This window comes from Segniliparus sp. (assembly GCF_051660745.1).
In the GTDB taxonomy this organism is placed as follows: Bacteria; Actinomycetota; Actinomycetes; order Mycobacteriales; family Mycobacteriaceae; genus Segniliparus.
In genome coordinates this window covers 172929-183885 of record NZ_JBOFQF010000035.1, presented here as the reverse complement: position 1 = coordinate 183885, position 10957 = coordinate 172929, and the positions used below count along the sequence as shown (strand labels likewise).

At 69.9% G+C, this 10957-nt stretch carries 12 protein-coding genes; 2 read left to right on the top strand and 10 right to left on the bottom strand.

The window, feature by feature from the left end; all coding sequences use genetic code 11:
* Positions 1-67 precede the first annotated feature (67 nt).
* Both ACRC20_RS12455 and ACRC20_RS12450 read right to left on the bottom strand, forming a co-directional pair.
* A complete protein-coding gene (locus ACRC20_RS12455) occupies positions 68-424 on the bottom strand; it encodes a hypothetical protein (protein WP_438686692.1) in 357 nt (118 codons plus the stop codon).
* 121 nt (positions 425-545) lie between these two features.
* Positions 546-959 (bottom strand): hemophore-related protein, encoded by a 414-nt coding sequence (locus tag ACRC20_RS12450; protein WP_438686691.1) that lies wholly within the window; start codon positions 957-959, stop codon positions 546-548.
* 228 nt (positions 960-1187) lie between these two features.
* On the opposite strand from ACRC20_RS12450, the gene ACRC20_RS12445 reads away from it, so the two are divergent.
* The gene (locus ACRC20_RS12445; protein ID WP_438686698.1) at positions 1188-1916 is read left to right on the top strand and encodes an enoyl-CoA hydratase; all 729 of its coding nucleotides are present in this window, start codon (positions 1188-1190) and stop codon (positions 1914-1916) included.
* 13 nt (positions 1917-1929) lie between these two features.
* Positions 1930-3051, top strand: coding sequence for an MBL fold metallo-hydrolase (locus ACRC20_RS12440; protein WP_438686690.1), 1122 nt, complete (start codon positions 1930-1932; stop codon positions 3049-3051).
* 8 nt (positions 3052-3059) lie between these two features.
* On the opposite strand, the gene ACRC20_RS12435 is transcribed toward ACRC20_RS12440, so the two are convergent.
* From ACRC20_RS12435 to ACRC20_RS12400, 8 genes are all read right to left on the bottom strand, one after another.
* Positions 3060-3608 (bottom strand): hypothetical protein, encoded by a 549-nt coding sequence (locus ACRC20_RS12435; protein ID WP_438686689.1) that lies wholly within the window; start codon positions 3606-3608, stop codon positions 3060-3062.
* Between the two features lie 118 nt (positions 3609-3726).
* Entirely contained in the window at positions 3727-4839 is a 1113-nt protein-coding gene (locus tag ACRC20_RS12430) for an NADH:flavin oxidoreductase/NADH oxidase (protein WP_438686688.1), read from the bottom strand.
* Positions 4840-4899: 60 nt separating this feature from the next.
* Positions 4900-6186: a glycoside hydrolase family 3 N-terminal domain-containing protein gene (locus ACRC20_RS12425; protein ID WP_438686687.1), complete on the bottom strand. Its 1287-nt coding sequence runs from the start codon at positions 6184-6186 to the stop codon at positions 4900-4902.
* 19 nt (positions 6187-6205) lie between these two features.
* Complete coding sequence (locus ACRC20_RS12420; protein WP_438686686.1) at positions 6206-7312, bottom strand: SPFH domain-containing protein; 1107 nt, start codon at positions 7310-7312, stop codon at positions 6206-6208.
* 52 nt (positions 7313-7364) lie between these two features.
* A complete protein-coding gene (locus ACRC20_RS12415; RefSeq protein ID WP_438686685.1) occupies positions 7365-7796 on the bottom strand; it encodes an NfeD family protein in 432 nt (143 codons plus the stop codon).
* A gap of 148 nt (positions 7797-7944) precedes the next feature.
* Positions 7945-8853 carry an SAM-dependent methyltransferase gene (locus ACRC20_RS12410; protein WP_438686684.1) on the bottom strand — a complete coding sequence of 303 codons (909 nt, stop codon included), beginning with the start codon at positions 8851-8853 and terminating at the stop codon, positions 7945-7947.
* 74 nt (positions 8854-8927) lie between these two features.
* Positions 8928-9839, bottom strand: coding sequence for a class I SAM-dependent methyltransferase (locus ACRC20_RS12405; protein WP_438686683.1), 912 nt, complete (start codon positions 9837-9839; stop codon positions 8928-8930).
* A gap of 3 nt (positions 9840-9842) precedes the next feature.
* Entirely contained in the window at positions 9843-10766 is a 924-nt protein-coding gene (locus tag ACRC20_RS12400) for an SAM-dependent methyltransferase (RefSeq protein WP_438686682.1), read from the bottom strand.
* Positions 10767-10957: the final 191 nt, after the last annotated feature.

The following is a 10957-nucleotide window of genomic DNA, read 5'->3' as shown; positions in this document are numbered from 1 at the left end:
CTGGCCACCGCGAACGCCGCAAGGGCGGTCGCGAGGGGCCAGCGCGCCATGCTCAAACGAGCCACACTCAGAACTGGCTGCAGGTGTTGAGGACCTGCTCGGTGGTGGGGCCGTACTGGACCAGCGAGGTGATGATGCTCGGGCCGCCGTCCGGGTTCGGCTTGTGCAGCTGCGCCTTGCGCGCCGCAGGCGCGGCGGAGAGGAAGGCGTCGAGCTGCGACTGGGCGTTGGCCTTGCGCTGCGGGTCCGAGGTGAGGAGCCCGTAGGCGACGGGGGAGGCCTGCTGCAGCGCGGCGATGATCTGGTCGGACGAACACGTGGTGCTCACGATGTCGCTCTCGATGTCGGCGTGCGCGACAGCGGGGAAGGCAAGTCCAGCGGCGGCCGCGACGAAGACGGGAGACAGGAAACGAAGGCGGGACATGGATTCTCCTGAAGAGGTATCGGGGTTGCAGTTCTCAAAGATGCGGAGACTGTCGTCTCAGGGTAGCAAAGAAGCCGGGTGTGGGCGAGGTATTCTCGCCCACACCGGGCGTCTGAGCAGATCAGTACTGGTCGCAGGTGGTGAAGACGCGGTTGACGGCGTCCTGGATCTCGCCCTTGTGCTGCTTGGCCCACTTGGCCTTGTCCGGGTTGTCCTTCGACCACTCGGCGGCGCGCTCTTTGAACTCGCCGAGGGCGGCCTGGCGCTCCTCGGGCGACTTGTCGAGGAACGCCTGCAACCGGTCGTTGGCCTTCTGCAGCTTCTCGGGGTCGGAGCTGATCTTCTCCCAGAACTTCGGGGCTTCTTTCTGGGCGGCAGCGTCGATCTGCTCGACAGAGCAGGTCGTGTTCACCAGGGCCGAGCCGTCCTGCTCCTGCGGGGCCGCCGAGGCGGAGCCGGGGAAGAGGAAGGCCGCTCCTGCCGCGATGGCGGCGGCGAACATGCCGTACGTCGAGATGCGGGAGGTGGCAGTCATGGGAGTGTCTCCTATGTAGGCGTTGTTTGTTTTTCTTACTCAGAGGGCCTCGGCAGTTCTGCCGGGCTTCGAGGACGAGCCTAGGACGCTTGTTTGGGAACTCGCCGAGTGTTTCCTGGGAGGTAGCAGAGAGTTATGGCGCGTCGCGCGGGTCCGCCTCCGGGCGGGATCGGCGGACTGGTCGAGTACGCTCGGAGCGAGAAGCATCGGACTGAGGAGTTTGTGTTCATGATCGGAGTCACCCGAGACGGCTATGTGACCGTGATCGAGCTGCGTCGTCCCGAGAAGCGCAACGCTATCGACGTGGACACGATCAAGGAGCTCACGGTCGCGTTCGAGGAGGCGGGCTCCGACGACGGCGTCCGGGCCATCGTGCTCACCGGCCAGGGCAGCACGTTCTGCTCCGGAGCCGACCTCACCAACTCCGACCCGGTCGAGGGCCCGAAGGTGCAGATGAAGCTGCTGCGCACGATCGTCCAGACCGAGGTCCCCGTCGTCGGGGCGATCAACGGCCCGGTCATCGGGGCCGGGGTGCAGCTCGCCCTGGTCTGCGATCTGCGCGTCGTGGCTCCGGAGGCGTTCGTCCAGATCCCGACCGCCCGGATGGGCGTCGCGTACGACCCGCTGTCGATCCGCAGGCTCGTGGACGTGGCGGGCGGGCCGACGGCGCGCACCCTGCTGTACACGGCGGAGAAGATCTCGTCCGAGCAGGCGCTGGCGTGCGGGTTCGCGAACAAGATCGGCGATCTGCCCGCCGCGCTCGAATGGACGCAGCACATCGCGGGCCTCGCCCCCCTCTCGCTCAAGCTCACCAAGCAGATCCTGCGCGAGGACTTCGAGCGCCCGGTGTCGCGCGAGCTGTCGGAGGCCGCGGAGGCTTTGCTGTTCAGCGAGGACGTGCGGGAAGGGTTCATGTCTCGGATCGAGAAGCGCGCGCCTGTTTTCAAAGGCAAATGATGGTCGAGGGCGCATGACGACCTACGCGCGCGCCGCCCGCCTGGCGGGCGGCCTCTCGTCCTTCGGGCTCGCCGCCGCCGCGACGGCGCATGCCCGCGACGTGCTGCTCGCGATCGGGCCGTGGCCCGAGCCGGGCAAGGTGTTCGAGAACCTGCCCGAGCCGAGCGTGTCGCAGGCCTCGTCCGCCCCAGGGGACTCCGAGGCAAGGCTCTCGCTGTGGGAGGCGGCCAATCTGCTCGTGCGGCAGCTGCGTCCGTCCGGGCCGGGCCTCGCCATTCCGACGGTCCGTCCGCTGTTCCCCGTGGAGCCCGGCGACCTCGCGGCCACGTGGTTCGGGCACGCCAGCGTGCTCGTCGAGGTCGACGGCAGGCGGGTGCTCACCGATCCGGTGTGGAGCAGGCGTTGCTCGCCGAGCCAGCTCGTCGGCCCGGCCCGGCTGCATCCGCCGCCGTTGCCGCTGGAGCATGTGCCGGAGCTGGACGTCGTCCTGCTCTCCCACGACCATTACGACCACCTCGACGTCGCGACCATCCGCGTGCTCGCCGAGCGCACCGAGGCCGTGTTCGTCACCCCGCTCGGCGTTGGCGCGCATCTGCGGCATTGGGGCGTCCCGGCCGACCGGATCGTCGAACGAGGCTGGTGGGAAGAGGCCGTCGTCGGCGACCTCGTGCTCACCTGCGCGCCCGCGCGGCATTTCTCCGGGCGGGGCCTGCGGCGCAACACCTCGCTCTGGGCCTCGTGGAGCATCGCGGGGCCCCGGCACAAGGTCTACTTCGGCGGGGACTCGGGCCACACCAGGTCGTTCGCGGAGATCGGCGAGCGGCTCGGCCGCCACGACCTCACGCTGCTGCCGATCGGCGCCTACAACGACCTGTGGCGCGAGATCCACATGAACCCCGAGGAAGCGGTCCAGGCGCATCTGGCGCTTGCGAAGCCTGCCGCTCCGATGCTGCCGATCCACTGGGCGACGTTCCGTCTCGCCCCGCACCCGTGGGCCGAGCCTGTCGAGCGGCTGCAGGAGGCGCAGCGCGCGCACGCGGGTCTCCGGGTGCTGTACCCGGAGCCGGGACGGCGCGTCGACGCGACGAGGCCCCATGCGAACACCGTCCGCTGGTGGGAGTCGGCCACGCGCTGACCCTGCGGTCAGGCGCAGCCGTTCGCGCGGAGCTTCTCGACGAGGTCCACGAGCGCCTGCTCCTGCTCGTCGGCGTAGTCCAGCGCGGCCCAGTCGCCCTCGGCGGGGTTGTGCAACGAGTCGTATCCGGGCGACCAGGACCCGGAGTACTGGTCGTAGCCGGGAGTGTACGAGCCCTCAACGTGGTAGGCGAGGGAGTCCACAGAGTCCCGCAGGTCTTGCGCGCTGCTTTCGAGCCTGCTCAGGACGGGGGCCAAACCGGGAACGGGGGTCTCGTCGTCGATGCCGCGCAAGTAACGGACGCCGTGGGAGAAGATTTGGATTTTGTCCCGCGAGTTCGACAGCCTGGCGGTGTCGAACGGGGAGCGGTTCCACACGATGCGCAGGCCGCCGAGGCCCGCGTCGAGGTCGTCGTCAATGCTCTCCTGCAGCTTGTCCAATGTCCTGCAGGCCGTTTTCGCCGCAGGCGCGGGTGCGCCGGGGTCCGCGGCTGCGGGCTGGCTGCCCAAGGCGACGAGACCTGCCGTGATCAGCCACAAACGCTTTCTGTTCCGCACGCCGAAACCTCCTCGGGTGTTCTGGGCTTGAAGACAAGAGAATCTTAGCGTTCGGCAATGAATTTTGTGGGCGCGCTCGGCTCGGCTGGTTTCGGGCCGGACTCGTCTCGGACGGCGCTCACGCGTCGACGTCGATCACGTCGTCCCACTTCCCCCTGGCGTATTGCGCCGGGTACGGGGCGTCGCGCCACGTGACTCCGAGGGTCGCGGCGGCCCGCAGCGGCCAGGTCGGCTCGCGCAGCGCCGCGCGGGCGATGAACACCGCGTCGGCCTCCTCGCCGTCGAGGACCGCCTCCGCCTGCTCCGGCTCGGTGATGAGGCCGACCGCGGCGACCGGCAGGCCCGACTGCTTGCGCACATGGGTCGCCAGCGGCACCTGGTAGTTGGGGCCGACAGGGATGTCCGCGAGGACGTTGCCGCCGCTGGACACGTCCACGAGGTCCACGCCGCGCTCGGCGAGGACCGTCGCGAGCTCGCCGGATTGCTCGACGTCCCAGCCGCCCTCGGTCCAATCGGTCCCGGAGATCCGCACGAAGAGCGGTTTGCCCTCGGGCCAGACTCGTCGCACCGCGTCCACCGTGTCGAGCAGGAACTTCGTGCGCCCCGCGAAATCGCCGCCGTACTCGTCGTCGCGCTTGTTCGACAGCGGAGAGAGGAACTCGTGGGCGAGGTAGCCGTGCGCGCCGTGGATCTCGACCACGTCGAACCCCGCCTCGTCCGAGCGTTTCGCCGCGTCGGCGAAGGCCTGGACGATCTCGCCGATCTGCTCTTTGTCGAGCTCGTGCGGCTCCGGATACCCCTCGAACGGGACCGGCGACGGGGCGACCGTCGCCCAGCCGCCCTCGGCGAGCGGCACGCTCCCGGTCGGCTCGCCAGGGAAGCCCCGGTACGTGGAGGCTTTGCGGCCCGCGTGCGCGATCTGGATCCCGGCTTTCGCGCCCTGTCCATGGATGAAGTCCACGATCGGCCGCCACGCGTCGCGCTGCGCGTCGTTCCATATCCCCACGTCCTGCGGGGAGATGCGCCCGTCGGCCGTGACGGCGGCAGCCTCGGCCACGACCAGCCCGAAACCGCCCGCCGCGCGGGCTCCCAGGTGCACCAAGTGCCATTCGAACGGCACGCCGTCCTCTTTGACGACCGAGTACTGGCACATCGGCGACAGCCAGACCCGGTTGCGGAAGGTCACGTCGCGGAGCGTGAACGGCTGGAAGAGTTTCGGTGTGTTCGCCATATATCTTCCAATTCAACTATTGCTTCGGATATTCCCGCCGTGGTCGCGCGACCACGGCGCTCACTCGGCGGGCGGCCCGTCCTGAGCGGGGAGTTCTGCCTCGTCGGACGGCTCTGCCTCATCAGAGGGCGCTGTCTCGGCAGGCTCCTCGCCGTCCGAAGGCCCGGCGTGTGCCGCCTGCCCGGTCGGCGCCGGGGCGCAGCCGCCCGCCGAGATCCCCTTCGCGGCGAGGACCCGCCGGGCGGAGGCCTCCACGCGGGCGAGGGGGAACGCTCCCGAGGCCACTTCCTGCTCCAACGTGTCGAGGACGGCGGAGACCTGCGAGGTGGACAGCCACAGCGCCACGTCCGCGCCCGCCTCCAACGCGGCGGCCACCGCGTGGGGCACGTCGAACCGGCCCGAGACCGCTTTCATGCCGGAGAGGTCGTCGGTGAAGATCGGCCCGTCGAACCCGGCCGCCCCGTAGCCGGAGCCGTCTCGGAGCAAGCGGTACGTCGCGGGGGAGAGGCTCGTGGGGAGCCCCGGCTCGGTGAGGCCCGGGACCGTGAGGTGCCCGACCATGACCCCGGTCCCCGCGCCGAGCCCGCCGACGAGCTCGCGGAACGGGACGAGGTCGAAGTCTTGGAGCTCCGCGAGCGAGGGCGTGGTCACCGAGCCTTGGTGCGAGTCGCCGGAAGCCCGGCCGTGGCCGGGGAAGTGCTTGATCACCGGCAGCACGCCGCCGTCGCGCAGCCCTTCGGCGTAGGCCTCGGCGTATTGGCCCGCAGTGCGCGGGTCGCCGCTGAACGAGCGGTCCCCGATGACGGTGTTCGCGTCGCCGCTGAACACGTCCGCGTCCGGCGCGAAGTCCACGGTGACCCCGAGCGCGCGCAACTTGCGGCCCCGGTCGGCGGCGAAGGCGCGCACCTGGTCGGGCGTCTTGGTCTGGGCGAGCACGCGGGCCGAGGGGGCTTGGCCGATCAGGTCGGGGATCCGGGACACCCGGCCGCCCTCCTCGTCGATGGAGACGAGCAGCCCCGCGCGAGCGGAGCCAGAGATCGAGCTGATATCCCCGCCGAGCAGCGAATGGCTGGTCATGCTGCCGATGAACACGCCGCCGATCTGCTCGCGGGCCACGATGTTCCGCGCGTCGTCGGCGCCGGTGACGCCCGGCATGAGCAGTTGGGCGAGCTTTTGCCGGGTGGTCATGGCGCCGAGCGGGCCCTGGCAGGAGTCGGCGGGGTCGGCGTGCGCGGGAACGGCCACGAGCGCGGCGGCGGCGAGCAAGGCGGAGGCCGCCGCAGCGCAGGACTTCTTGAGCAGGCAGAGCTGCTCGGCGAGGAAGGGCTGGTGCGTCGAAACAGGCATAGGGACGAACCCTACCCGCTCAACCTTCCTGGTCGGACTTGAACGCTTGGTTGGACTTGAACCAGGAGGCGATCTCCGGCGAATCGTGCTCGACCGGGACGGGATCGCGCTCCGGCGGGCTGGGCTGGTAGCGGACGGAGCCGTCCGGGGCCGGGGTGCCGAACAGCTTCGAGAAGGCCTGGATCGGCCCGCCGAAGTCGGTCGGCAGGACCCAGACTTTGTTCGCCTCGCCTTGGGCGACTTTCCCGAGCGCCTGCACGTACTGGTACGCGAGCAGCTCCGGGGTGGGCTGGGCCGCCTTGATCGCCCCGAGCACCTTCTCCAGGCTCTTCGCCTCGCCCTGGCCGCGCAGGTAGGCCCCGGCGCGCTCGCCCTCGGCGCGCAGGATGTTCGCCTGCCGGTCGGCCTCGGCGGCAAGGATCGCGGCCAGCTTCGCGCCCTCGGCGGCGAGCACCTGGGCCTGTTTGGCGCCTTCTGCGGCGAGGACTTGGGCTTGCTTCGAGCCTTGCGCGGTTTGGATCGCGGCCTCGCGCTGGCCTTCGGCGGCCAGGATCGTCGCCCGCTTCTCCCGGTCCGCCTTCATCTGCTTCTCCATCGACTCCTGCACCGAGGGCGGCGGGTCGATGGAGCGCAGCTCCACCCTGGCGACCCGGATGCCCCAGGGGCCGGTCGCCTCGTCGAGCACCCCGCGCAGCTGCGAGTTGATGACCTCGCGGGAGGTGAGCGCGGCCTCCAGCGTCATCCCGCCGACGACGTTGCGGATCGTGGTCGCCGCGAGCTGCTCCACGCCGACGATGTAGTTCTCGATCTCGTACACCGCCGACTCGGGCTTGGTGACCTGGACGTAGACGACGGTGTCGATGAGGACGGTCAAGTTGTCCGCCGTGATCACCGGCTGGGGCGGGAAGGGGATGACCCGCTCGCGCAGGTCGACCCGGGCGCGGACTTGGTCGACGAACGGCGCGAGGAGGGTCAGTTGCGCGGAGACCGTCCGCGAGTACCGGCCGAGCCGTTCGACGATCGCGGCCTGGGACTGCGGCACGAGGAGCACGGTCTTGCGCAGGAACGCGACGAGCAGCACCACGATCGCGACCACGAGGACGGCGATTCCCAGAGTTGGCGACATGCTGTGATCCTACTCTCTTGATCGCCGCCGGGCGGGCGCTCGGCGCGGCCCGCTACGCGCCGCGCTGCACGAGGGCGGTTGCCCCGTCGACCACGACCACGACGACCGGCTCGCCCGCGCCGAACCGCTCCGAGGAGAAGAACGGGCGCGCCGTCCATTCCTGGCCGCCGATCTTCACCAGCCCGGAGTCCGGGCCGACTTCGGCCACCACGATCGCGGGCTTGCCCTCGAGCGCGCCCGCGTTGGTCTTGATGAGCGGCACGGCGAGCCTGCGTTTGAGCAATGGCCGGATCGCCCCGATCAAGAAGACCGAGACGGCGGCGAACACCACGGTGTCGAGGACGAATGCCCCCGGCCCGGCCACAGCCTCCGTCCCGGCGGCGGCAAATGCGCCGCCCGCCAGCATAAGCAGCCAGAAATCACCGGAAGCGAGCTCGGCGGCAGCCAAGAAGAGCCCCGCCACCAAGAGGGTTAGGGCGTACATGTCCCCAGCGTACGCCGCCGGGAGACAGGACGGCGATCTCCTGCGTTGTCGCCTTCTCGCGTACCATGGCTCGTTCCTCGCCGTCTCCCGTACGCGTCGTCGGCTGCCGCCTTGGATCTCATCCGCCCAGTTTCCCGGCGGAGGCGGTCTAGCTCTTTCGCGCGGTCAAATAGGTCGCGTCGCCGAATTGCCGCTGCCGGTCGGCGACCGGGAGGCCCGATTGCTCCAGCAGCTGGCTGCTGGTGACGGTCTCGACCGCCCAGCCGCGCTCGGCGAACCATTCCGCCGCGTCGCTGCGGTCGTCCCCTTGGTAGAACAAGTTTTCCATATCGAGGTCGAGCCCGAGCGCCGCGAACCGTTTCGCCGCTTCTTTGAACCGGCCGGCGGGCAGCTCGTGCAGATTCTTGATGTACTCGACCGCGACCAGGCTGCCCGGCGCGGCGAGGGCGTCGATCCGCTCGTACAGCAGCCGCTCGGCGTCGGCGGGCAGATACGGCGTGAGGCCTTCCGCGCTCCACGCGCTCGGCGCCGCCGCGTCGAAGCCCGCGGCTGCGATGGCCTGCGGCCAGTCGTGGCGCAGGTCGACGGGGATCGCTGCCCGTTTCGCGGTCGGCTGGGCGCCGAGCTTGGCGAGTGTGCTGGTCTTGAACTCGATCACCTGCGGCTGGTCGAGCTCGTAGACGGTCGTGCCGTCGGGCCAGCCGAGCCGGTAGGCGCGGGAGTCCAGTCCGGAGGCGAGGATCACCGCCTGCCGGACGCCGCCGCTGCCCGCCGAGGCGAAGAACGCGTCGAAGAACTTCGTGCGCACCGCCATGGAGTCCGCGAGGACGGCGGGCGAGCCGAACTGCTTCGCGTCCTCCTCTCCGACCACGATCTCGCCTGCGGCGAACTTGCTCCAGAACTCCACCCCGACGGCGTCGACGAGCGGCTGCGCGAACTGGTCGGAGATGATCGGGTGCTCCGCGTTGGTGGCCATCGCGCGTCCGGCGGCCACCATGACGGCGGTCGCGCCGACCGATTCGGCGATAGTCCACGTGTCGTTGTCAGTCCTGGCCATGGGGGCTCCGTTCGTAGGGTCTGTTGTTCTTGTTGTTCGTTGTCATCGGGCGGCGCTGCTCGTTCCTCGCCGGGTCAGTCCGTTTCGCCTCGCAGGGCGGCGCGGATGTACTGGATCCGGGGGAGCTGGTCCTCGTCGCCTGCGGGGTGCGGCCTGCCTGCTTGGTCGAGCAGCTCCTCGTCCGTGTGGGAGCTCGTCTGCCAGCCGCGCGCGGCCAGCCAGTCCGCCGGGTCGTCGCGGTCTTCGGAGTAGATGAGGTCCTGCATGTTCAAGTCGAGGCCTTGTGCGGCGAGCTCCTCTCTGGCCTTCTGCCAGACCGGGCGCTCTGCGGCGTAGCTCCCGCCGATCCGGGTGTTCACCCCGACCCGGCTGCCCGGGGCCGAGAGCGCCGCGATCCGCTCGAACAGCAGGTCCTGCGTCCGCGCGGGCAGGTACGCGAGCAGCCCTTCGGCGAGCCAGGCGGTGGGCCGAGCGGCGTCGAAGCCCGCCCCTGCCAGGGCGGCGGGCCAGTCGTCGCGCAGGTCGACCGAGATCGGCGCGTAGCGCGCCTTCGGCTCGTGCCCGGCAAGCGTCCGGGTCTTGAAGTCGAGCACCTGGGGCTGGTCGAGCTCGTAGACGGCCGTGCCGTCCGGCCAGTCGAGCCGCCAGGCGCGGGAGTCCAGTCCCGCCGCGAGGATGACGATCTGGCGCACTCCCTCGGACGCGGCCTCGGCGAAGAAGTCGTCGAAGAACCTCGTGCGGACCGCCATGTGGTCGCGGATGCGGTCGCTGAACTGCGACTGCGGGAGGCTGTCGAGCCGAACCTCCCCGTCGAGCGCTTTGGCCCAGAACCCGTCGCCCGCGGCTCGCACGAATATCTCGGCGAACGGGTCCGAGGCGAGCGGCTGCGGGCGGCGCGTCTCCAGAGCGCGTCCGGTCGCCACCATGAGCGCGGTGGCTCCGACCGATTCGGTGATCGACCAGCTGTCGTTGTCCGAGCGGCCCATCGTTCAGCCTTTCGTCGCGGTGACGAAGTAGCTCTTGGGCGTGGTGTCCGCGACTTGCGGGTCCGGGGCTCGGCCATTGCTCGCCATGAGCTCGGCAGCGGTGGCGCTGGTCGCCGCCCAGCCGCGTCCGGCGAACCACGCGACCGGCTCGGCTCGCTCGTCGTCGAGGTAGACGAGGTCTTTGATGTCGAAGTCGAGCCCGTGCTCTTTCATCTGCTCCTGGGTCTGCTGCCATTGCTGCTGGGCCTGATCGCCGAACGCGGCGGGGTCGAAGGCCTCAATGGCGACCCGGCTGCCCGGAGCCGCGAGCGCGGCGATCCGCTCGAACAGCAGGTCCTGGGCCGGGCCCGGCAGATACGGCAGGAGGCCTTCGGCGCTCCACGCGCTCGGGGCCTCCGGGTCGAAGCCCGCCTCGACCAACGCCTTCGGCCAGTCGTCGCGCAGGTCGACCGGCACTTCCACCAGAGCTGCGGAAGGCTTGGCCCCGTGCCGGGCCAGCGTCTCGGACTTGTAGGCGAGGACCCTCGGCAGGTCGAGCTCGAAAACGCGCGTCCCCTCGGGCCAGTCGAGCCGCCAGGCGCGGGCGTCGAGCCCGGAGGCGAGGATCACGGCCTGGCGGGCGCCCGCCCGCGCCGAATCGAGGAAGAAGTCGTCGAAGAACTTGGTGCGGCTGGCGAGGTAGCCCTGCATGGCCTGCTGGGCGGCCAAGACGAGCGGATTGGTCTTCGCGAGCTCCGCCATGAGCGTCCCAGAGGTGTACTTGGCGAGCGGGTTGTTCGGCACGCCGTCCACGAGCAGCTGCGCGTACGGGTCTTTGACCAGAGGATGCTCGCTCGCCGTCTCGGCCGCGCGACCTGCGGCGACCCCGAGCGCGGTGACGCCGACCGATTCGGAGAGGTCCCAGTCGTCGCCGTCTGTCCTAGCCATCTGTCTGCCCCTTTGACTCGCAGTTGTTTAGCTTTACGCAATATATACCTAGAACGCGCGGCGGGGGGCGGAAGTTCCCGCGAGGCGCCATCCGGGTGTGCATTCCTGACGATCCGGCTGGATGCACCGCAAGGCAGCAGGAGTCGATATGTACTGGGGAGGCGGAGCGTACATGAGACTCCGATAACACC

Excerpts from the sequence above, each read along its gene's own strand:
- ACRC20_RS12455 (WP_438686692.1), bottom strand. The coding sequence starts at position 424 with ATGTCCCGCCTTCGTTTCCTGTCTCCCGTCTTCGTCGCGGCCGCCGCT.
- ACRC20_RS12450 (WP_438686691.1), bottom strand. The coding sequence starts at position 959 with ATGACTGCCACCTCCCGCATCTCGACGTACGGCATGTTCGCCGCCGCC.
- ACRC20_RS12445 (WP_438686698.1), top strand. The coding sequence starts at position 1,188 with ATGATCGGAGTCACCCGAGACGGCTATGTGACCGTGATCGAGCTGCGT.
- ACRC20_RS12440 (WP_438686690.1), top strand. The coding sequence starts at position 1,930 with ATGACGACCTACGCGCGCGCCGCCCGCCTGGCGGGCGGCCTCTCGTCC.
- ACRC20_RS12430 (WP_438686688.1), bottom strand. The coding sequence starts at position 4,839 with ATGGCGAACACACCGAAACTCTTCCAGCCGTTCACGCTCCGCGACGTG.
- ACRC20_RS12425 (WP_438686687.1), bottom strand. The coding sequence starts at position 6,186 with ATGCCTGTTTCGACGCACCAGCCCTTCCTCGCCGAGCAGCTCTGCCTG.
- ACRC20_RS12420 (WP_438686686.1), bottom strand. The coding sequence starts at position 7,312 with ATGTCGCCAACTCTGGGAATCGCCGTCCTCGTGGTCGCGATCGTGGTG.
- ACRC20_RS12415 (WP_438686685.1), bottom strand. The coding sequence starts at position 7,796 with ATGTACGCCCTAACCCTCTTGGTGGCGGGGCTCTTCTTGGCTGCCGCC.
- ACRC20_RS12410 (WP_438686684.1), bottom strand. The coding sequence starts at position 8,853 with ATGGCCAGGACTGACAACGACACGTGGACTATCGCCGAATCGGTCGGC.
- ACRC20_RS12405 (WP_438686683.1), bottom strand. The coding sequence starts at position 9,839 with ATGGGCCGCTCGGACAACGACAGCTGGTCGATCACCGAATCGGTCGGA.
- ACRC20_RS12400 (WP_438686682.1), bottom strand. The coding sequence starts at position 10,766 with ATGGCTAGGACAGACGGCGACGACTGGGACCTCTCCGAATCGGTCGGC.